The 22,493-nt window shown below is 32.3% G+C and carries 24 protein-coding genes; 17 read left to right on the top strand and 7 right to left on the bottom strand.

Annotated features, from left to right (window positions below):
- Window positions 1-121: 121 nt before the first annotated feature.
- The 9 genes from helD (at window position 122) to AC0GLY_RS05790 (ending at window position 9,182) form a co-directional block, all read left to right on the top strand.
- A complete protein-coding gene (gene helD, locus AC0GLY_RS05830; protein ID WP_496611231.1) occupies window positions 122-2,431 on the top strand; it encodes an RNA polymerase recycling motor HelD in 2,310 nt (769 codons plus the stop codon).
- A 3-nt stretch (window positions 2,432-2,434) separates the two neighbouring features.
- Window positions 2,435-3,349 carry a type I pantothenate kinase gene (coaA, locus tag AC0GLY_RS05825; protein WP_496611230.1) on the top strand — a complete coding sequence of 305 codons (915 nt, stop codon included), beginning with the start codon at window positions 2,435-2,437 and terminating at the stop codon, window positions 3,347-3,349.
- 117 nt (window positions 3,350-3,466) lie between these two features.
- Window positions 3,467-3,895: a CopY/TcrY family copper transport repressor gene (locus tag AC0GLY_RS05820; RefSeq protein ID WP_496611229.1), complete on the top strand. Its 429-nt coding sequence runs from the start codon at window positions 3,467-3,469 to the stop codon at window positions 3,893-3,895.
- An 11-nt stretch (window positions 3,896-3,906) separates the two neighbouring features.
- Entirely contained in the window at window positions 3,907-5,955 is a 2,049-nt protein-coding gene (locus AC0GLY_RS05815) for a heavy metal translocating P-type ATPase (protein WP_496611228.1), read from the top strand.
- A 46-nt stretch (window positions 5,956-6,001) separates the two neighbouring features.
- Window positions 6,002-6,307, top strand: coding sequence for a hypothetical protein (locus tag AC0GLY_RS05810; RefSeq protein ID WP_496611227.1), 306 nt, complete (start codon window positions 6,002-6,004; stop codon window positions 6,305-6,307).
- 130 nt (window positions 6,308-6,437) lie between these two features.
- Window positions 6,438-7,328 (top strand): RluA family pseudouridine synthase, encoded by an 891-nt coding sequence (locus AC0GLY_RS05805; protein ID WP_496611226.1) that lies wholly within the window; start codon window positions 6,438-6,440, stop codon window positions 7,326-7,328.
- 54 nt (window positions 7,329-7,382) lie between these two features.
- The gene (locus AC0GLY_RS05800) at window positions 7,383-7,799 is read left to right on the top strand and encodes a hypothetical protein (RefSeq protein ID WP_496611225.1); all 417 of its coding nucleotides are present in this window, start codon (window positions 7,383-7,385) and stop codon (window positions 7,797-7,799) included.
- Between the two features lies 1 nt (window position 7,800).
- A complete protein-coding gene (locus AC0GLY_RS05795) occupies window positions 7,801-8,241 on the top strand; it encodes a nucleoside 2-deoxyribosyltransferase (protein WP_496611224.1) in 441 nt (146 codons plus the stop codon).
- Window positions 8,242-8,276: 35 nt separating this feature from the next.
- Entirely contained in the window at window positions 8,277-9,182 is a 906-nt protein-coding gene (locus tag AC0GLY_RS05790) for a cation diffusion facilitator family transporter (RefSeq protein ID WP_496611223.1), read from the top strand.
- A 52-nt stretch (window positions 9,183-9,234) separates the two neighbouring features.
- On the opposite strand, the gene AC0GLY_RS05785 is transcribed toward AC0GLY_RS05790, so the two are convergent.
- A complete protein-coding gene (locus AC0GLY_RS05785) occupies window positions 9,235-9,582 on the bottom strand; it encodes a hypothetical protein (RefSeq protein ID WP_496611222.1) in 348 nt (115 codons plus the stop codon).
- Between the two features lie 157 nt (window positions 9,583-9,739).
- Here AC0GLY_RS05785 and AC0GLY_RS05780 point away from each other — a divergent pair, with 157 nt between their 5' ends.
- From AC0GLY_RS05780 to AC0GLY_RS05750, 7 genes are all read left to right on the top strand, one after another.
- Window positions 9,740-10,516, top strand: a complete 777-nt coding sequence (locus AC0GLY_RS05780) for a threonine/serine exporter family protein (RefSeq protein WP_496611221.1) — start codon at window positions 9,740-9,742, stop codon at window positions 10,514-10,516.
- Window positions 10,517-10,525: 9 nt separating this feature from the next.
- The gene (locus AC0GLY_RS05775; protein ID WP_496611220.1) at window positions 10,526-10,987 is read left to right on the top strand and encodes a threonine/serine exporter family protein; all 462 of its coding nucleotides are present in this window, start codon (window positions 10,526-10,528) and stop codon (window positions 10,985-10,987) included.
- A 66-nt stretch (window positions 10,988-11,053) separates the two neighbouring features.
- Window positions 11,054-11,194: a hypothetical protein gene (locus AC0GLY_RS05770; protein ID WP_496611219.1), complete on the top strand. Its 141-nt coding sequence runs from the start codon at window positions 11,054-11,056 to the stop codon at window positions 11,192-11,194.
- A 230-nt stretch (window positions 11,195-11,424) separates the two neighbouring features.
- Window positions 11,425-11,601: a helix-turn-helix domain-containing protein gene (locus AC0GLY_RS05765; protein WP_496611218.1), complete on the top strand. Its 177-nt coding sequence runs from the start codon at window positions 11,425-11,427 to the stop codon at window positions 11,599-11,601.
- 77 nt (window positions 11,602-11,678) lie between these two features.
- A complete protein-coding gene (locus AC0GLY_RS05760) occupies window positions 11,679-11,882 on the top strand; it encodes a DUF1659 domain-containing protein (RefSeq protein ID WP_496611217.1) in 204 nt (67 codons plus the stop codon).
- Window positions 11,883-11,896: 14 nt separating this feature from the next.
- Window positions 11,897-12,130 (top strand): DUF2922 domain-containing protein, encoded by a 234-nt coding sequence (locus AC0GLY_RS05755; RefSeq protein ID WP_496611216.1) that lies wholly within the window; start codon window positions 11,897-11,899, stop codon window positions 12,128-12,130.
- A 99-nt stretch (window positions 12,131-12,229) separates the two neighbouring features.
- On the top strand, window positions 12,230-12,355 hold the full coding sequence (locus AC0GLY_RS05750) for a hypothetical protein (RefSeq protein WP_496611215.1): 126 nt from the start codon (window positions 12,230-12,232) through the stop codon (window positions 12,353-12,355).
- Window positions 12,356-12,403: 48 nt separating this feature from the next.
- Here AC0GLY_RS05750 and AC0GLY_RS05745 read toward each other — a convergent pair whose 3' ends face one another.
- Window positions 12,404-14,284 (bottom strand): hypothetical protein, encoded by a 1,881-nt coding sequence (locus AC0GLY_RS05745; RefSeq protein WP_496611214.1) that lies wholly within the window; start codon window positions 14,282-14,284, stop codon window positions 12,404-12,406.
- 137 nt (window positions 14,285-14,421) lie between these two features.
- Window positions 14,422-15,726, bottom strand: coding sequence for an AbiH family protein (locus AC0GLY_RS05740; protein ID WP_496611213.1), 1,305 nt, complete (start codon window positions 15,724-15,726; stop codon window positions 14,422-14,424).
- Window positions 15,727-15,878: 152 nt separating this feature from the next.
- Here AC0GLY_RS05740 and AC0GLY_RS05735 point away from each other — a divergent pair, with 152 nt between their 5' ends.
- Window positions 15,879-20,240: an Eco57I restriction-modification methylase domain-containing protein gene (locus AC0GLY_RS05735; protein ID WP_496611212.1), complete on the top strand. Its 4,362-nt coding sequence runs from the start codon at window positions 15,879-15,881 to the stop codon at window positions 20,238-20,240.
- Between the two features lie 41 nt (window positions 20,241-20,281).
- On the opposite strand, the gene AC0GLY_RS05730 is transcribed toward AC0GLY_RS05735, so the two are convergent.
- The 4 genes from AC0GLY_RS05730 to AC0GLY_RS05715 form a co-directional block, all read right to left on the bottom strand.
- Window positions 20,282-20,503: an IS3 family transposase gene (locus AC0GLY_RS05730; protein ID WP_496612263.1), complete on the bottom strand. Its 222-nt coding sequence runs from the start codon at window positions 20,501-20,503 to the stop codon at window positions 20,282-20,284.
- A 168-nt stretch (window positions 20,504-20,671) separates the two neighbouring features.
- Entirely contained in the window at window positions 20,672-21,103 is a 432-nt protein-coding gene (locus AC0GLY_RS05725) for an IS3 family transposase (protein WP_496611211.1), read from the bottom strand.
- A 38-nt stretch (window positions 21,104-21,141) separates the two neighbouring features.
- On the bottom strand, window positions 21,142-21,636 hold the full coding sequence (locus AC0GLY_RS05720; protein WP_496611210.1) for a transposase: 495 nt from the start codon (window positions 21,634-21,636) through the stop codon (window positions 21,142-21,144).
- Window positions 21,637-21,774: 138 nt separating this feature from the next.
- A complete protein-coding gene (locus AC0GLY_RS05715) occupies window positions 21,775-22,392 on the bottom strand; it encodes a hypothetical protein (protein WP_496611209.1) in 618 nt (205 codons plus the stop codon).
- Window positions 22,393-22,493 lie beyond the last annotated feature (101 nt).

Here is a 22,493-nt window from a genome sequence, read left to right as displayed (position 1 = left end):
GATTATCCTCCGTACTGATTGTATTTGCTTAAATTCTACCATATTTTAGCCCGTTATAATCGTGTTTACCCTGGCGTTATGGTAGAATTATTATTCGAGTTGAACGACTTGGAGGTGCAAGATGACAGAAATAGAAAAGATTAAAGAGTATGAACAGAAACACCTAAACTTGGTACGTGAAAAAATTGGACAGGCCAAGGATAAATTAACAAAAACAATTGCCAAAGCGAAAGCAGGGCAAAAAAACCTAGAAAAAGATTTTTACAATGATGTTCGGGTTAAAACTAGTACTTATGGTGGTCTAATTGAAACGGGAGTTTCGGTTCGGCAACAACAACAAATGTTAATGCAAAAAGAAAATCGCTGGCAAACTGCGACTCGTGACATGGAAACTTTAGATAAATTAGACAAAAATGCTTATTTTGCACGGGTTGACATTCAAGAAGATGAAAATCAACCTGAAAAAATTTACATCGGGTTAGCTTCTTTTACCAATCCTGATCGTCCTGATGAATATTTGATTTATGATTGGCGGGCGCCAATTAGTAGTGTTTATTATGATAGTGGAATTGGTAAAATGACGTATGAGGCCCCCATGGGAAAACAAACCGTTGACGTTTCTTTAAAACGGGAAATTCAAATTAAAGATGGAATTGTAAAACACGTCTTAGATACAGATGAAGCTGTTGGGGATCCGTTACTATTGGAAAACTTGAGTCACCAATCAGCTACTAAGATGAAAAGCATTGTGGCGACCATTCAACAAGAACAAAATGCCATTATTCGTGATACAAGTTCTGATTTACTCTTTGTTCAAGGAGTTGCTGGTTCTGGGAAAACGGCTGCCGTGTTACAGCGGGTAGCCTACTTACTCTATCGTTATCGAGGGAACTTGAATCCTGGACAATTGATTTTATTTTCCCCAAATCAACTTTTTAATGATTACATTAATCAAGTGCTGCCTGAATTAGGGGAACAAAATATGGTCCAAATGACTTATTACCAATTCATGAGTCGTCGGGTCCCACATTTACAGGTTGAAACTTTACAAGAGCGGTTTGAGGAGGCCTTAGACCCTAAACAGCAAAATGTAATTAACTTTAAAAGTAGTTTGGCCTTTTTTGATTTAGTTAACCAATATGCGAAGAGTTTGAATCAAAGTCATATTCAATTTAAAAACATTATGTTCAAAGATAAAGTTTTTATTTCCAAAGAAAAGATAAAAGAAATTTATTATAGTTTTAATGATAATTATTCTTTAAGAACGCGATTAGAAGCTACCAAAGAAGTATTGGTTAAGATTCTAAACGGTCATATTGGGAATGAGATGAAGCAACGATGGGTCGAAGAAAAGATTGAAGGGCTTTCTAAAGAACAGTTGCAGTTACTTTACTCTAAATATGGTGACAAAATTGGTGATGGTGATAAGGAATATACTTTCTTAGCTAAAAAGATTGTGAAGCAGGCCTTTCGTCCAGTTCTAATGCAAATTAAAAAACAACGATTCTTTAGTATTAATCGCCAGTTTGCCCACTTTTTAAAAACCGTGCCCCAACTAGTTGATTTAAGTCAGTACCAAATCAGCGTTGCAGACTGGCAAAAGAGTGTTGATAGTACAATTAAACGCTTTAAAGCTGGTCAGATTGGCATGGCAGATGTTTCAATTTATTTAGCTTTGTTTGATTTAGTTACCGGAAAACGTCCTGATTTAGATATGAAATATTTATTTGTTGATGAGGTTCAAGATTATACCCCATTTCAATTAGCTTACCTCAAGTGGAATTATCCAAGAGCCAAATTTACGTTGCTTGGTGATTTGAATCAAGCCATTTTTACTCACCAAAACAGTCATACAATGATGGATGATTTGAAAAAACTGTTTGATCCAGCTAAGATTCGGGTCATTAAACTTTTGAAATCATATCGTTCAACCATGGAAATTACCGATTTTAGTAAATATTTAATTCCAGATGGTCAAGTAATTGAAGCTTTTGCTCGTAAGGGTCCCAAACCAACCCTTGCCGAAGTCCCCACGGAAGGTGCTGCTATTAATTTTGTAGATCAGTTAGTTACTAAAAATAATCAAGCGAATGAATCAACTGCAATTATTTGTAAAACGTTGGCTGAATGTCGTAAAGTTGCAGCACAATTAAAGGCTAAAGCGATTCCCGCTACCTTAATTCAAACCGAAAATCAACGGCTAGTGAAAGGGACCATTGTAGTTCCTGCTTACTTAGCTAAGGGACTTGAATTTGATGATGTGATTATGTGGGATGGTTCAGCGAGAAATTACCCAACTGATGCAGATGATAAGCTAGTTTATACAATTTGTACGCGAGCAATGCATAATTTAGCAATTGTTTCAATTGGTAAGCTTTCGCCAATTTTTGCTAATGAACCCAAAGATCAGTACGAACTTGTGAGGGGCTAGCACATGGATAATTTTTATGCTTATGATAAAGCAACTTGGGAACAGTTTTATCCAACCAACCTGAATCCAATCACGTTGGCAGACTTGGAAAATTTAAAGGCGTTTAATGATAAAGTATCACTTGATGATGTAACCAAGGTTTATATGCCTTTAGTTCATTTAATTAGTGAGGCCTTAGCTAGCTATCGACAGTGGCAAGCTAAAAAAAGTGATTTTTTAAACCAAAAGTCGAGGCAAACTCCGTTTATTGTGGGAATTTCAGGAAGCGTAGCTGTGGGTAAATCAACGACTGCACGGTTATTACAATACTTATTTGCTTATTTATTACCTAATCGGAAAACTCAATTAATTACGACTGATGGTTTTTTGTATCCTACCCAAGTTTTAAAAGAAAAGGGAATTTTAGCTCGCAAAGGTTTTCCTGAAAGTTATGACATGGAAGCTTTGATTAGCTTTTTAGTGAAGGTTAAGGAGGGTCAAGATCAGGTTAAAGCTCCCTTATACTCACATCAGGTTTATGATGTGATTCCCAATGAGTTTACAGTTATTAATCATCCTGATATTTTAATCATAGAGGGGATTAATACTCTACAAATTCCAGCGGGACAAAACATTTACGTGAGTGATTTTACTAATTTTTCCATTTACATTGATGCTGAAGTTGACTTAATTGAAGACTGGTTTTTAAATCGGTTTCAACAATTAGTAAAAACGGCAGCTAATGACCCCCAAAATTATTTATATCGTTATTCAAAATATAGTGAGACGGAAGCCCTTGACATGGCTCGCCAAACGTGGGAAACAATTAATTTACCGAACTTGAATGAATTTATTTTACCCACTCGAGACCGTGCAAATGTGGTTATTCATAAAGGGCCACAACATCGAATTGACCAAATCTATTTACGTAAATATTAAAAATAAAATTTCTAGCCCAGCGGTTAGAAATTTTTTTAGACATTTGGCTTGTAAAATCTACAATTGTAAACTATAATTAATTTGTGTTTACAATTGTAGATGAAAGTGCGGTGAAATATGGAAAATAACATTGAATTAATTACTGGAGCAGAATGGAACGTAATGCGAATTGTGTGGTCACTTGGTTCTGCTTCAACTCGTACGATTATCGAAAATTTACAAGCAGCATCGAATTGGAAAGATTCGACAATTAAAACGTTGTTAGCTCGATTAGTCAAAAAAGGTTTTTTAGCTAGTGAAAAAGTTGGACGGCAATTTGTTTACCAGGCCTTAGTTTCAGAACAAATGGCCATGAATCAAAGTGCTAATGAGTTGTTTAGCCATCTTTGTAAAATGAAAAGCGGCAAAACCTTAATTGAACTAGTTCAAAACACGGAAATGACGAAAAGTGACCTAGTGGCATTACAAAAAGTTATTACTGCAAAAATGAAAACTGCTCCTGATGAAGTTGATTGTAACTGCTTACCATCAGGAAGCTGCAAGTAGGGAGAAGTAAAATGGATATGAAAAATCAAAATATGGATATGAATATGGATCATCATATGCACATGGATCATGGAGATTCAATGGATATGGGTGGCGGACACATGATGCACATGGGAAACTTTAAGCGACGTTTTTGGATTTCACTAATTTTAGCAATCCCAATTCTGTTGCTTTCACCCTTTATGGGAATTGTTTTACCCTTTCAAATTACTTTTCCGGAATCTCAATGGGTAGTCTTAATTTTAGCTACTATTTTATTCTTTTACGGGGGGCAACCCTTTTTTAGTGGAGCAAAAGCAGAGCTAAAAGCTAAAGCACCAGCCATGATGACCTTGATTTCAATGGGAATTAGTGTGGCTTATATTTACAGTGTTTATTCCTTTATCATGAATACCTTTGTGAACCAAAATGGAAAGGTCATGAATTTCTTTTGGGAATTAGCAAGTTTAATCGTAATTATGTTGTTGGGTCACTGGATTGAAATGAGTGCAGTGATGAGTGCAGGAAGTGCTGTGAAAAAAATGGCAGCCTTACTTCCTAATACGGCACATTTGCTTCAACCAGATGGTTCAACTAAAGATGTACCACTTAATGATTTAAAGGTGGGTGAAGAAGTTTTAGTCCAAGGTGGGGAAAAGATTCCAACTGATGGAGTGGTTGTTAAAGGTGAAAGTGCCGTGAATGAAGCTTTAGTAACTGGTGAATCAAAAGCAGTTACTAAAACTGTAGGAAGTAAGGTAATTGGTGGATCAATTAATGGTGACGGATCCTTAACGGTTAAAGTAACTGCAACTGGAAAAAATGGATATTTAGCTCAAGTTATTAAGTTAGTTGCAGATGCCCAAAAAGAAAAATCAAAGGCTGAGACTTTAGCCGATCGAGTTTCACGTTGGTTATTCTACAGTGCTTTATCAATTGGGATTTTAGCTTTAATTGTGTGGACAATTGTTAGTGGCTTTAGTTATGGACTTGAACGGATGGTAACGGTCTTAGTAATTGCTTGTCCCCATGCTTTAGGGTTAGCTATTCCATTAGTTATTGCGCGGAGTACTTCAATTGCTGCCCAAAACGGGTTATTAATTAGAAATCGTCAATCAATTGAAGCGGTTAAAAAACTTAGTTATGTTTTTATGGATAAAACGGGAACTTTAACTGAAGGAGTTTTTACGGTTAATGCATTGGAATCACTTTCAGATTTAACTAAACAACAAGTTTTACAGATTTTAGCTAACTTGGAATTAAATTCTAGTCATCCATTAGCCGTTGGATTAGTTCACACGGCTAAAAAAGAAGGAATTACTCCTGTTCCAGCCCAAAACGTGGAAATTATGCAAGGAGTTGGGATTAAAGGAACCATTAATGGCAAAGACTATGCCATTGTTACGGCAACTTACCTTAAAGATCATCAGTTAACGTATGACCAAGCACAATTCGATCACTTAGCAGGTCAGGGAAACTCAGTCAGCTATTTAATTAGTGGTAAGCAAGTCTTAGGGATTATCGCTCAAGGAGATGTGATTCGTCCGGCTTCCTTTGAATTAATTAAACACTTACGGGCGATGAATATTGTTCCAGTAATGTTGACTGGAGATAATGATTTGGCTGCTAAACAAGTCGCTCATCAATTAGGCGATATTGAATATCGGGCTCAATTATTACCAGGCCAAAAGGAAACTATCATTAAGGAATATCAAGCCAAAGGCAACGATGTGATGATGGTTGGTGATGGGGTCAATGATGCACCTAGTTTGTCACGAGCTAATATTGGGGTGGCAATTGGAGCTGGTACTGATGTTGCCATTGATTCAGCGGATGTTGTTTTGGTTAAAAGCGATCCTGAAGATATTATCGATTTCATTGAACTTGCTAAGGCCACTAATCGCAAAATGGTCGAAAACCTTTGGTGGGGAGCCGGCTATAACATCATTGCGATGCCTTTAGCAGCTGGAGTTTTGGCTCCAATTGGAATCGTTTTATCACCAGCTGTCGGTGCCATTATCATGTCACTTTCTACAATTATTGTGGCAATTAATGCATTAACGTTGCATATGCGTAGATAATCGGTAGAATTAAGAGTAGACAAATAATAAATGACAGGTGATTATCATGACAAATGAAGTTTATGCAGCAGTTTTAAAACTAGCCGAAAACGCTGGTCTCGAAGTAAAAAAAGGCACTAATGATGCCGATGTGTTAGGTACGGTTGATGATGCTGGTAGTTTACAACAAGGTGCTAAAGTTATTCCCCAAGGAACTGACGCCGTTAAAGTACGGGCCTTTACAAACTACCTTTCTGATACGGGAATGGTAATTTCTAAAGATTGGAATGATACCAAAGAACACACATACAAAAAAGCAGATGATGCCTATAACTACTTGATTACTTCTGGTTTATTTAATGACCAAGTCTAATTAAGTAAAAACTCTCCAATTAAATTTTAATTGGAGAGTTTTTTGTTACTCAAAATTAGGCAGTTGTGACGCACCAATCACTTTGTTAAGATTGAGATAACTGAGGGTTGGATTAAAGGGGGAAGCATACATGCAAGTGGACTGGAAAAATGATGAAGCACAACCAATCTCGTTAAAGAAATTAGTCATTGACCATGGAGTTAGTCATCGGATGTATAACACCTTAAAAAAAGTGCCCGCTAGCTTTAAAGTTAATGGTCAATTGATTGCGCCTAACCGAGAGATTGAGCCAAAAGAAATCGTTACCATTACTTTTCCTGCAGAAACAGCTGATCCGAAAGTAGCAGTTAGTCACCAGCCATTACACATTTTATACGAAGATGATAATTGGTTAGTCGTCAATAAACCGGCCGGCTTAACTTCCGTTCCCGGTCCTGCAAATGCAACTGATACCCTCGTTAATCGGATTAAAGGCCATTTGATTGATGAGGCTGCAGTTGATTTACGTCCGCATCTTATTACCCGACTTGACCGTTTTACTAGTGGAGTAGTGTTAGTTGCCAAAAATCAATTAGCCAATAGCTATGCTAATCAGGCCTTAGCTGATAAAACGATTGATAAGCGTTATGTAGCAATTGTGAAAGGAAAAATTACTGAAAAACACGGCATAATTGATTTGCCAATTGGTCAAGTAGCTAATCATTTTTATCGCGAAGTGACAGAGCACGGCAAAGCTTCGCAAACGGAATACTGGGTTAAGCAGGAGTTGCCGGATGCAACGGTTTTAGAAGTTAAATTGCATACTGGGCGAACGCACCAAATTCGCGTTCACTTTACCCATTTGGGACATCCCTTGGTAGGCGACGAACTATATCATGGACCAATGAAGTTTGGAATTCAGCGACAAGCTTTGCATGCGGAGCGGTTAAGCTTTTTTGATCCATTTCAAAGGCAGCAATTAGAGTTTAAAGCGCCATTGCCTGCTGATTTACAAATTGCTAATCAAAATTATTCTGCATAATTAACTAAAAGAATATGCTAAAATAGCTTTAAGACCTGTATAGGAGGAATGCACGTGGAAGATAACATTAAGTTAGGGACCAAAGCTTTTGATAAGATGATGTTTACTTTAGCTGAACCAGTAACTGAAGCAAATCACACAAAGTATCATTTTCAAGATTACGAGATGATGGAAATTGCACCCCAAATTTGGGCAATGCCAGCTTACATGACAGTTGAGGATGATTTTACCTTATTTTTTGTCATCACGAAGCTTGCAACAGGTGAAACGGTCATGGCTTTTTCTGAGGGTGACTTAGAGCTGGATGGCGATTTTAATTTAAGTCAGCCAATGAATACAGGAGCGGGTTTAAATCACTTAGAAAAGCATGATCCTAAAAGTGCCGAAACAGTTTTAAATTATTTGAAACAATTAGAAAAAAATGATCAAGGAACTTGGCGTATTGTTGCCGAAAATAATGAGGAGGATTAAAATGGCTCAAATTTATTTAGCAAGTCCATTTTTTAGCGAAGAACAAATTACTAGAATTGAAATGGTTGAAAAGGCTTTGACGAATAACAAGACGGTAGCAGATTTTTATTCACCTCGAAAACATCAAGAAGCTGAAAATAAAGAATTTACGAAACCTTGGGCTAAAGAAATTTACCAACGTGATATTGAAAATATTGAAGCAGCGGATGCCGTATTAGCGGTGATTGATTTTGATGGACCAAACGTTGACAGTGGAACCGCTTACGAAATTGGGGCAGCGGTTGCAATGGGTAAGCCAGTGGTGGTTTTCCAACAAAAAGATAATACGGTTAACCTAATGATTTCTGAAAGTTTACATGCTTACCTTAAAACTGGTGAAGAAGTGGAAAACTACGATTTTAAACAAATGCCAACTAATGAGTACACTGGTGATTTTATTTAATTTAAAGCAAAGTCGAATGAAAAGGAGACTTTTAAATGCACGAACACGAACATAACACCGAATTAACCGGTAAACGGTTCTTTGAAGTTACGATTTTAAATGCCGCGATTACGGTGGTCGAATTTCTTGGAGGAATTTTTTCAGGAAGTTTGTCACTGCTATCTGATGCAATCCATAACTTAGGTGATTCTTTATCAATTATTTTTAGTTATGCGGCGCACGTGATTAGTCAACGAAAACAAACTAAGACAAATACATATGGGTTTAAACGAGCTCAAATTTTGTCAGCACTATTTAATTCATTATTTTTGGTAATTATTTCATTGTTTTTGATTATTGAAGCAATTGATCGAATTCAACATCCAGAAAAAGTGAATGGTGTGATTATGCTAGTGGTGGCAGTTGTAGGAACGATTGCAAATGCCATTTCCACAATTTTATTAAGTAAAGGCGCCCAACATAATCTCAACATGAAGGCCACTTATCTTCACTTATTAAGCGATGCGTTATCGTCATTTGGAATTATTATTGGGGCCATCTTGATAACTTTCTTTAATTGGACGATGATTGATCCATTGATTACCATTGCAGTGGCATTCTATATTATGTGGGAAAGTTGGCCCGTGATTAAAAAGTCCATCAGAATTTTGATGGAGGGGGCACCCAACTTAGATTATCAAGCGATTCATCAAGACTTATTAGCAATTGACGGGGTAAAGTGTGTCCATCACGTCCATGCTTTGATGGTTGATGAAAACAGTGTTGTTTTTTCAGCGCACGTGAACATGGATAATTTGCGACTAAGTGAGGTGCAAAAAATCTATGATAAAATTAATCACTTGTTAACGACCAAATATGGGATTGATCACGTTACGATTCAACCAGAAACGGTGCGTGGTGAAAACGAGGATTTCTTTTATAGTAAAGATCACGATATTTAAATTAACAAAAAGCTCGTCACATTGAAGTGGCGAGCTTTTTAGCTGCAGTTAATTAAAGTGTAGCGTTAGGATCTAACTTATTAGTTTCAGCAACGTACCATTCTGCCCAATCTGTCGTGGGATTACCGTTTTCAAAGTAAGTCTGTGGTAATTCATTAACTAAGTCATGGATAGCATCAGAGTTAAAGTTAATTACGTATGGATAAAGTTCATCAGGATTTTTGTTGCTAACGTCCTTGATAGACCGGTTAATGTCAGCCATTACGTGGTCGAAATCAAAGATGGTCATCACATCTAATTCGTTTGCTGCAAGTAGTTTACCGTAAAATGGCATGAAACCAGTGATTGCTTTGGCTTGTGCCTGTTCGTTTAAATCGTTGAATGACAAATTGTCGCTCATGCTAATTCCTCCTGTGACTGAAACAGTAATGTATATTCTAATTATAGCGGTAACTAGTCGGTACGTAAAATAATTTTTAAAAAGGAATTGAGATTTGGTTACAAAAATGGCTAATTTTTTGGTATCCTATAAGAACATGAAGAAAGTGGGTGGCCAAATGACAGAGCAAACACAACCGAAAAAAACCAAAGAATATAAGAATAAAGTGGTTCAAACGTGTCTTTTAGCTGGGACCATTTTAATTGAAAATGGTTCGGAACTGAACCGGGTCTCTGATACCATTAAACGAATTGCAGAAAATGCTGGGTTAAATGACTTAAATGCCTACGTTACGATTACAGGAATTATGATTTCTGCTAATGATGAAGCGGGAGCTCAAATTAAAGAAATTGAGAAACGAACTTTTAATTTACGGCGAATTGCAATGGTAAATCGGTTATCACGGGATTACGCGCAAGGTAAAATTTCACTTAACCGATTTTATAATTTATTGAATAAGGTGAATCGGATTGGACTATATTATCCATATTGGATGATGTTACTTGCAGCTGCTTTAATTTCTGGCTGTATTTCTGTCGTTTTCAATAATGATATTCACGATTTCTTTATTACTTGTTTAGTTGGGATGCTGGGATGGATGATTTTTACCATCTTTTCCAGGCGTGTCCAAGCTAGTTTTATTAGTGAATTTATTGCCGCCGCTTCAATTGGGGCAATGGCAATTTTTTCTGTGCACATTGGGCTAGGACAAAGTGTTGATAATATCATTATTGGATCCGTAATGCCCTTAGTTCCAGGAGTACAAATTACGAACTCGTTTCGGGATTTAATTTCTGGAAACTTAATTAGTGGACCAGCTCGAGGAATTGAAGCCTTGATGTGCGCCTGTGCTATAGGCTTTGGAGTGGCATTCTCCTTGATTTGGTTAAGGTAGGTGAAGTAAATGATGCATTTATTAATTATTATTGTCGGTGTGTATGTGGCAACCCTTGGTTTTGCGATTTTAATTAATGTCTCACCAAAGTATCTGAATGATGGGGCATTAGTCGGCGTGGCAGCTTATTTAGTGTATTTAGCTTATGATACCTATGTTGGTGGCTATGTCGGCGGAAATGTCTTAGGAGCCTTTACGATTGGAATTCTTGGGATGGTGGCAGCCCGTCGAAAAAAAGCCCCAGTAATTATCTTTAACATTCCAGCTTTGGTTCCACTAGTTCCGGGAGGACAGGCGTACCAAGTTATGAAAAACATTGCAATGAATAAACCACGGGTGGCGTTTGGTTTCTTAATGCAGGTTTTAATGATTGCTGGATCTTTAGCAATGGGATTCTTACTTGCAGAATTAGTGATTCAATTGTTTAACTATGCGATGCGGAGTTTGAAACGAAAACAGGACACAGTTTAAGCAAAACTAAATAATAGAATTATACGTATCTCTTGTCAGAAACTATTAAACAGGAGATTTTTTTATTTGGAAACTAAAAGCGATTATCAAACGGCCTTTGACTTTATGTTAGAAGGTGACCACGAAGTCGTGGTGTTTGGCGTGTTGAAGCGTTTAAATGTCAGACCGTGGCATGAACATTACCAAGACTTGGTGCAAGAAGGATGACTTGAATTTGTGGCTGCTTATCAAAATTATCCCGAGCAACGCGACAATGAAAAACAAATGTTGAGCTATATTTACCAATCTGTCAAGTGGCGGTTGTTAGATAAGCTAAGGCGTGCAAACCGTCTTAATACGCCGATTTTGCGGGGGGGGGGGGGGTAGAACCACTAACCAACTTAGCCTTTGATGATGAAGCGTTAGCGGATGTCGAAACCAATCTAATTTTTAATAACATGTTAGCAGTCTTAAATGAAAAAGAACAATTATTAATGCGGGGGCTCTATCTGGAAGGAAAAACGATGACACAGTTAGCGGAAGAGCTAAAAGTCTCACGAAAAACACTCTACGGGTGGCGCAAGCAAATTAAAACTAAAATAAAACCAATTTGGGGTAACACATTTGGTGGCTAATTCGTTACTAGTATATGTAAGGGTTGGCCAACTGATTACAAACTATAATGTTACTGACAAAGAGGAGAAAAAAGAATATGAAAAAGAACTGGTTAAAGACGACAGCAACCTTCACCATGATTGGGGAAGCACATTTAAAGGGACGGAAAGTCAATTACGCAAACTTAGTTGATAGCGTGTCCGATGACCAACTGGCTCAATTCGGGGCAATCTTGACAGACTTATCAGGCGAAGCAGTCGAAAAAATTGTTGTTACTAATGCCAGCGTCATTGCTGAATAAAAGGAGACTATGATATGAAAATTTTAGAATTTGTTTTTAAATCAGAAGAACATAAAGTCCGCACCATGAAATTCAACTATGCGAACCAAGACTTAAACGAAACGAGTGCCAAAGCTTTGATGGAACGCATTTCAGCTTTGGGTATGTTTCAAAAAGATGGCGTTAAACTTTACGCCACTCCAGTGAGTGCTCGTTACCTGGATAACAAAAACTATCCCATTTTTGATGATAGTAAGAAAGCTGCCTAGTTCTAGGTAAACGAAAAGGTCGATATCTGCGGATGTCGTCCTTTTTTGCGTTGAATTATAAAATTAATTAGTATAGTTTGATATTAAAAGGAGAATGTGATGAACAAATCTGATGAAAAACGAATGATAGAAACCATTCATGTATTAAAGAATGGGCAATTACAGGAAACGTTAGAACGAAGTGTTGATGAAGAATTTGTAGATGTTATTGGCGGGATTGATTAGGGAAAATTAGGTAATAAAAAATAAAGTTGATATCTTTGGATATCGATTTTATTTTTTATTACTTTTTTCTTCTAAAATATTTCTTTGTTTTAAATCATCGTTAAATTTAACAATTAATAAATTTATCATCATTAAAGTGAAATTATAATCACTTTTTCTTTGCTTAGAAACATTTGGATCATCACTACCATGCATATATTTGTTTCTAAGTCCGAGCCCATCAGAAAACTTATTTGAAAAAATGAATTCAAAAAAATCAGCTTCAGCTGGAGATAATAATTTATTTATATAGTTAGCCTTGTTTTCACTAACTAATTTGTCAATGAAATTCCTTCCTTTTTGATTAAAACTATATTTAGATATTGTTGCATAATCATGATTTTGAATAAGAATGGGTAATAAATTTGGATTAATTATTTTTACTTTTTTATTTTCTACCATCAAAATTTTTTTACTAATAAAATAATCGATTGCATTTTTATCTAATCTATCTAATTTACTATATTTTACTGAATCATTTTTTAGACATTCCAAAAAACTGTTATCATTTTTTGTTCCATAGAAAAAGTCGTTATACAGAAAATTTTGAAATTTCAATAGCAATGGATCATTTAAATTAATGTACTTATCTGGCAGAACACTTTCTAATTCATTAAATCTTGGAGTTTCAGAAACCAAATTTAACAGTTTTCTGTTAAATTTATTATTTTTAGCGTATTTGTCAATAAATTTGAGAAGTCTGTGGAATGAAGAAAATAAATCACAAATGCGATATTCATCATGATTTTCAGGAAAAATAATTGTTATATCATTAATACCATATTCTTGATTTAGGTAATCATTTAAATACCAATTTAAATTTTTTTCTAATGAAAAATCATTTTTTGAAATGTATTCCAAAAATGATTCAAATATAGAATTATAAATCGGTATAGAATGTACTAATTTAAAAGAAGGATTATACATGTTTATATCATCTGAGCTTTTTATATTTTTTATCAGATCTACGAATCCTATTTTAATTAGGTTTAAATATGGGAAAATAATCAGTCCATATGAGGACATATATCTTAATTCTGTTTTTATAGAGTTGATTAATGACAATTTAGAACTTATAGACTTATCTAATCTATTTTTATTTACATAGATAGTATTATTTCCATTATTATCAGGAATATCAACAAATGGATATGAATCTTCAAGAGCATTTGAAAGTAATTTTAATGATATTTTTTCTTCTATTTTTTTAAGGGATAACTTTGACATTAGTTCATCATTTTTTTCAATTGCTAATAATTTATTTTCATCATTAGAAATTTTAGATAGTTTAATTAAATCTAAATAGCTACAACAATCTAAATCCGCTTTTTTAATATAATCACGAATCATATCATTTTTTTCCTTTAAGGTTAAAAAATCGATGTTTTCTTTTGGAATTTTTTCATTATTAATAAATAATCCTATATTTCTTGAATCTTGTTTTACTATTTTTTTTAATAATGACTTACTATCATTTACAATTTTATTTTTAGTTAGAGGAAAACGAATATTTTTTGATGTACAGACAGATAATAAAGAATTAACGTCTTCTTTAGAATAAATACTTTCTTTAGAAAATCTAAATTTCTCAATCATATTCCAAAATTCATTTTGATAAATAAATTCTAATTTATCATTACTAATTTCATTACAAAGGCTTTCAATTGATGTGTTTTGAAAGTATTTTTTTACTGTAATATTTATTAATCTTATATTTTTCGTATCACGATTTTGTTCTCTTACTAACCAGGAACTGATGGCTTTTAGCTCAAAAATATCATTAATTGATAAATTTTCACTCGATATTCTTTCTTTTAAAAATGATAGTCTCTTTAATAAATATTCTTTATCATAATAAAAATTTTTAGCTGGAAATTTAACTCTGTACATAGTATTTTCCCCTTAAATATTTTGCTATTAGGCAATTACATTATTAATTTTAAAAACAAAATTTCAACAATAATAAATCTTCAGAAATTAAGCAAGGAATTGTCAATAAATTAATTTTTGATTGTGTAGATTTATTATTAAGAATAAATTTTAGGTATTTCTTTTAAATGTAGTCTATTTTCTAGCAATAATTTTGGAAGAATATTTCCCCCATGAGTATTATTTAAAGTATTGCCATAATTAAATATAAGATTATTTATAGAATTCATTTGATTAGATTTAATCTTTTTATTTTCTTCTTCGTTATTCCCATATGGTGTATAGCAAAATACTAGGTTTATGTCTTTATTATATAAATCATAATAGTCAAAAATAGCATTAAAATAAGAATTGTCAGCAGCAGCTAATGAATGACCGTAAAAATAAATATTTTTAATGTTTTTATCTAAGATTTTTTCAGATTTAATAACACTTTCTTCCATAATCCTAGATGCCTTTGTAAATCTATAATAGGGTTCATTAGGTAAAACATTAGACGAGTCAAATCCAATAATTATAGGCTTTTTATCTGATGAATTTATAGAGCCGTGTATATGATTTATTTTACTTACATAATCGCTTTTAAAATTATCATAATTAAAATTTAATAAGTTAAATTTTTTATTGTTAACATCTTCTAAAATATAATTAATTAAATAATCTCTACTTTTATCTGAATTTACAATGTAATGGTATATTTTGTCAGTATTTTTATTTTCTTTTATATAATTGGATACATCTAAATTTGTAATTAAATAATTTGAAAAATTTTTTTCGAATTTATTTAATTCTGAAAGCAAATATTCATAATATTTCTCAGTATTTACAATTTTATTTTGATTAAGTATGAATTTATAAACTAATAATTGTAAATAGAAGTTTTTTTCAATAATTTTACTTTTTTCATTAATGTTATTTGAAATACTATCTACAATTTCAATTTGATCGAGAAATTTAATTTGTTTTAATATATCATTATAATTATTTGCTGGATTTTTAATTTTTAATATCTTATCAAAATTATGTTCACCCTTAAAGAAGTCAAATAATAATGTTTCAATATCTGCCCAATTAGTTGTTGAATATTTTATATGTTTTTTTGTAATCATATACATATCCCAAAAAGATAAAGAATTAAAACTAAAATTATTAGTATTTGTGCCAAGAATCAATGATATAAAATTATTATTAATCCATTTAAAAGATTTATTTGAATTATAATTTCTTAAAATATTTTCTACATTCTCTAAAAATTCTTCAAATTTTGCTTTATCTTGTTGGAAATCATTTTTTTTATAGTTTTTAATATATGAGTCAAATGATGTTGGTAATTTTCTGGATAAATCAAAACCATTGCCAATTATTAATAAATTTTCAACTTTACCATTACTATTTAATACCATATTAATTAAAATCCTTCTTTAAATATTTTTTTATTAACGGAACGTACGTTCTGTTAATATACTATCACAGCAACATATAATAACCAATTTTATAATGCACTTAATTATATTTGCTATAATTAAGTAAAGACTAAATTTTAGAAGGTATAGACATGAGCAATTTTGATTTTTTAAACGAAGATTGGGATACTAAAGAATATTATGATCCAGCTGTTGAAAGTGAACGCTTATACACTGAACAACATTATGGGGCCACTGCTGTTAATATTAGAAAGATACTAGAAAATCTTACTAAAAGAATTTTAGATTTTAATTATTACGAGGTTAAAGAACGTGCCAGTTTTGACAGCAATTTACATACAATTAAAGACAAACGACTTGTACCAACTGATATTTTAGATAAATTATATAGTCTTAAACGTTTTGGAAATGAAAGTGCACATAGTTTTGATTCAATAAGTCAAAATGGTGCATTAGAAGCCTTGGAAAAATTACAAATTGTTTTAGTTTGGTTTACAAAAAGCTATACCGATATAGAACCCCATACAAAATTTGAAAAGCCAAAATTCCAAACAACGTTTCAATCTATGCAAAAGTTTGAAAAAAAGCTTATTTATGTTCAAACTGCTGATAATTCAAAAAATGAATATCCAATTTATAAAGGATTGGAAAAAGTTGGAGATGCATCGGTTCCAGCAGATGCAATGGAAATAAATACAAAACCCAATAGTGAAGATTTGAGAAATGCTGCTGATAAAAGAATTAATCAGTATATGAAAACTGCTGGGGTCAAACATAATTTACAATGGGCTGAATTAGCATGGGATAAAAATCGAGGTAAGTTTTTTACTGACCATGAAGTTCATGAGGTGTTAGAAAGATCTCATATTGAAAAAGATGTGATTACTGATGGTAATGAATGGTTTAGAACAGATTTAGACACTGTTAAGAGGGCAATTAAAGCTGTTAAAGAAGGAAAAACGTCACTTGATTTAACTGATGAAGGGCAAGGTATTGAAATAAAATTGCGTCCAGAGCAAAAAGAAGCGATTAGTAAAACAAAGCGAGTTTTTGCAAAGAAGAAAAATGATCGAATGCTTTGGAATGCAAAAATGCGTTTTGGGAAAACAATTTCTGCTTTGCAATTAGTTAAAGAAGAGAAATTTGAAAAAGTTTTAATTATGACCCATCGTCCAATAGTTTCGGATAGTTGGTATTCTGATTTTAAGAAAAATAAAATGTCAGAAGCTGGATATAAGTATGGTTCCAAAAAAGAAGGGGAGAAAAATGTTCAAACCTTAATTGATTCTAAAAATCCATTTATTTACTTTGCTAGCATTCAAGATCTACGTGGATCTGAAGAAATTGGTGGAAAAGCTGGAGATAAAAACGAAGAGATATTTGACACTAATTGGGATTTGATTATTGTTGACGAGGCTCATGAGGGAACTCAAACAGACTTAGCTCAAAGAGTAATTAAAGCTGTAAAAAAAGAAAATACTAGGTTACTTGAATTATCTGGAACTCCATTTAATATAGCCGATAATTATACAGAAGAAGATACCTTTACCTGGGATTATGTAATGGAACAAGAAGCGAAATTAAAATTTGCTTTGGATCATCCAGATAAAGTTAATCCATATGAGGGTCTTCCAAGTATTTCAATGTATACTTTTGAAATGAACGCTAAAGATAAATATAAAAATATTGATAATTCTTTTAACTTTAAAGAATTTTTTAGAGTTGATGATAAAGGTAAATTTATACATGCGGTAGAAGTTAATCAGTTTTTAAATAATATTACTCACACTAGTAAATCAACCAAATATCCATTTTCGACAGAAAAATTTAGAAATGAACTTAGACATACTCTTTGGCTTCTTCCTAGTGTGGCTTCAGCTAAAGCTTTAAAAGAACTAATGGATAAACATCCGGTATTTAAAGACTATAAGATTGTTAATGTAGTTGAAAACGGAGAAGCAACTGGAGAAGAACTACTAGATAATGAAAAGGATTTAGATAAAGTTAGGTCAGCAATTGGCGATGAGCCCTCAAAAACAAAAACGATTACACTTACAGTACGTAAACTTACAACTGGAGTAAATGTTAAAGAGTGGACGGGTGTAGTATTTCTTTCAAATACCAATAGTGCGACTCAATACCTTCAAGCAGCATTTAGGGCACAAACTCCTTTCTCTGATCCAATTTTAGGTATGAAAAAGCATGCTTATATTTTTGATTTTGCACCTGACCGTGCTTTGACTATGGCTGCTGGGATAACTAGCTTAAATACTGGAGCTGGAAAACCAACTAAAGCAGGCCAAAAGGCACAAATGTCAAAATTACTGAATTTTATGCCGGTTGTTGGAATGTCAGGTAATTCCATGAAACCATATAATGTTGATGACCTAATAACAAACATTAAGAAAAGTTATGCAGAAAAAGCAGTTAAAACTGGTTTTGATGATGATTCTTTGTATAGTGACGAACTTCTAAAGACAATAGATGAACAAGATTTAAAAGAATTTAATGATTTGAAATCAATTGTTGGTACAACTAAGAAAGAACGTAAAAAAGTTGAAATAGACATTAATTCTAATGGACTTACTGATGAAGAATATGATCAAGCGGAAGAAGCACAAAAAAAGCCAAAGAAATCAAGAACACCTAAAGAACAAGAATTAATTGATAAAGAAAATAAAGTTCGTAAGCAACGTAGAACTATGATTTCAATTTTAAAGGGGGTTTCAATTAGAATCCCACTTATGATTTATGGGATGAAAGCTGATATTAACGATGATATTTCTATAAATGATTTTATTAATAAAGTTGATAAAAAATCATGGGAAGAATTTATGCCAGTTGGAGTGACTAAGGATAAATTCCGTACTTTTACAAAGTATTACGATAATGAAATTTTTGTTGAAGCAGGAAAAATAATAAGAAGAAAAGTTAAAGAATTAGATAATTTAAACCCGATTGAGAGAACAGAAAAATTAGCTGAGATTTTTGGAACATTTAAAAATCCAGATAAAGAAACTGTTTTGACACCATGGCGAGTTGTTAATATGCAACTTGGTAAAACAATTGGTGGATATTCATTTTTTGACGATGAGTATAAAAACGTAACTATTGATGGAAAATCAGCTAATCATTGGATTAATACAGATATTACTAATGAAGCATTTAAACCAGATGCAGATATCTTAGAAATCAATTCTAAAACCGGACTATATCCGTTATATGTAGCTACTTCTTTATATTATCAAGCACAAAAGAAACTAAATGAAAACAGTGCTGGAAAGTTTACATCAAAAGATGAAGATGATTTATGGAAACAAATACTCTCAAAAAATATATATGTAATTGCAAAAACTCCAATGGCAAAGACAATTACAGAAAGAACGCTTAGTGGTTACAATAATTACGAAACAAATATAAGATTTGTTGATGGTATTGTAGAAAGTATAAAAAAAGATATTGAAAAAACTAGAAACAAAGTGGAAGAAGGCTTTGATAAAGTGAAATTTGATGTAGTTATTGGAAATCCACCATACCAAGAAGAGACAAAAGGATCTAATAACAAAATGGATCCAATTTATAATGATTTTTATGACTTATCTATAAAATTAGCAAAAAAAGTTATATTAATTACACCTGCAAGATTTTTGTTTAATGCTGGTTCAACTTCAAAAAAATGGAACAATAAAATGCTAAATGATAGCCATTTTAAAATTATTGAATATTTTCCTAATAGTGAGAGCGTATTTCCAAATACTTCTATAAAAGGTGGAGTTGCAATTACTTATAGGGATGCAAATAGAAATTTTAAACCTATAAGATTGTTTATTCCATTTGAAGAATTAAAATCTATTTTGAAAAAAGTAGAGGAAGCAAATGGATTTGAATCAATTGAGGGTATAGTATCATCAAGAGGTATCTATAAATTTTCTGCTACTGCACCTGATTCAGGTGCAGTAGATACAAATGATTTTGCTAAGTTACCAAAATTATTTTTTGATCAAGAACCTGATGATAATAAATGCTATTTAAAGATTTTGGGAAGACAAAACTCTAAAAGAAAATATAAATATATACGTTCAGATTATATTGAAAACAATGATTATTTAGATACAATCAATGTGGTTTTGCCTGAAGCTAATGGAAATGGGAAAATAGGTGAAAAATTTAGTAATCCACAATTGTCACTAGCTGGTATGGGAACAAATGATTCGTTTGTCAGTATAGGTAAATTTGATAATGTGATAGAAGCAAAAAATCTTTTGAAATATTTAAAAACAAAATTTGTTAGAGTCTTACTAGGTATATTGAAAAGAACCCAACATAATTCAAAAATTGTTTGGAAATATGTTCCAATTCAAAATTTTACTAATTCATCCGACATTGATTGGAATAACAATATTGGTGATATTGATAGACAGTTATTTAAAAAATATAAATTGGATGATAAAGAAATTAAATTTATTGAAAAGACAGCTGAAAAAATGGAGTAAAGATGATTAGTGACCTGCACCCCCCCAAAATTGGATAGTAATTATGCAACTAGCTGGAAGGTTTGTTGCCGGTATTTAACCGGTGATAAACCTTCCAGTTTTTCTTTAATCCGATAATTATTGTAATAAATTAAATAATCTTTAGTGGAATTTTGAAGCTGATTTAACGTTTGATAATGATTATTTCTAGTAGTTCCCACTTTTAACTGATTGAAAAAGCTTTCCATACATGCATTATCTAGACATGTAGCCTTACGGCTCATGCTTTGAAATATTTTATTCTGCTTGAGAAGTTTGATAAATTCATCATTTTGATATTGAAATCCTTGATCAGAATGAATAGTCATTCTATATGGTAAATCTGGTCGAAGTTTAATAAGTTCCCTAAGAGGTTTTAAAATAAATTCAACCGTTGGATGTAAACTTAAATTCTAAGTTAAAATTTCGCCATTAAATAAGTCCATAAAAGTTGTAAAATAAGTTCTTTCATTGGTTGTCTCGTTTCCCCAACGTAATTCTGTAACATCAGTAACAATTTTTTGAAATGGCCGATCAGTTTTAAATCTACGATTTAAACGGTTAGGTGCCTTCTTACCACAGTTACCTTTGTAAGAATTGTATTTTCTTACTTTCTTATCATAAGCATCACATAATATTTCATTTTCATTCATAATACGTAAAACTCTTTTATGGTTAACTTGAAACCCACGGTTTCTTAATTCTAAAGTAACTCTACGGTAACCATAATCTTTGAAATTACTTCTTATTTCACGAATTTCATCAATTAATTCAGCACAATCTTTACTATAATCATGTTTAATGGAGTGATAGTAGCTACTTCTAGAAAGATTAGCTATTTTCAATAGATGCACTAGTTTAAATTTATGCCTTAGCTCAGTGATTATTTGTGCTTTTTCTTGGTTGGAAATTTCTTCTTCCTTTGAACCAAGTCATCCAATTTTTCCAAATATGCAATCTTCGCTTTTAAATAATCATTTTCTTCTTCAAGTTCTTTATACTTGTTTTTTGAAATTAGTTCATCATTATTAGTCATTTTAGGTGGCCCTTCCAAACAAGGATTAAGGCGTCCATCAATTAAATCTCGTTCCCAAATAAAAATAGTATTGGGGTTTCTAATTTTAAAATGCCGAGCGGCATTTGGATAAGAAGCTTGATTATTGAGGCGCCATATAAGTACCTCTATTTTAAATGAATAACTGAATTTTGTCTTTTCATGTTTATAAATTAATCCATCAATTCCAAATTGATCAATACGCCTAATCCATTCGAAAATTGTAGCAGTACCTTTAATATTATATTTTTTCATAACTTGAGTACTAGACATGCCTGAATGAAAATCATTAATAGCTGCAAGCTTTTTATCTAAAGAATACAAAAAGAACCTCCTAAATTGTTTGTCCAATTTAGGGGGTTCAGGTCATTAGGCATAATTATAATTTTTTTTAAATATATTACTAAATTAAAAAATCGATTACAACAATAATTGCAAATTTGTCATAATCGATTTTTATTTTTAATAAAATCCAGATTGATAAATAACAATATTATCAATCTCATTACCAATTAATGTTTTTAAAATTTTTGGATCTATTGCAATAAATTCGGATGAATTATCAGTGTTTCTCTTTTTTGTTACATTAATAAATTTCATACCATTTTCATTTATAATTTTATTTGGAGTATTAAATTCAATTGGAATACGAAGAATAGATTTTCTAAATAAGTTTCTAAGCATATTGACATCGAAAACTATGAATTTTTTGAAATTTGTTACAGTATATCTCTTATCAGGAAATTTTTTGCCATTTGTTATTCCATAAATAAAATAATCTGCATTTAATTTATAATACTCTGATTTTTGTTCACCTTTTCGTTTGCTGTGTTCTCTCGAATATCTTATCGTGAAATCATTGTACTTACTATAATATTCGTCTCTAAATCTTTCTTGAATGGTTATCTTAAAGTCATTAGAATCGATAGCTTGATAATCAATTTCATCTTTAAGATCTCTTTCATTTTTATAGTTACTTTTTTCATTGTCACATATCCAGTTAAGCTTTGAATATATTATTGGAATAGCAAGTTTTTCATGGACAAAGTCTGTGAAAGACCGATCTGAAGAATATCCCATTATGATTCCCCCTTAATAAGCTATTGTTACTAAATGTTATAACACAAAATAATAAAAAAATAAATTTTATATTATATTATTAAATGATAAAATTATTATAA

The sequence above is a fragment of the Fructilactobacillus sp. YLN 2507 genome (genome assembly GCF_059614085.1).
The sequence above is the reverse complement of the archived record's forward strand: the minus strand, read 5'-3'. Positions and strand labels throughout refer to the sequence as shown.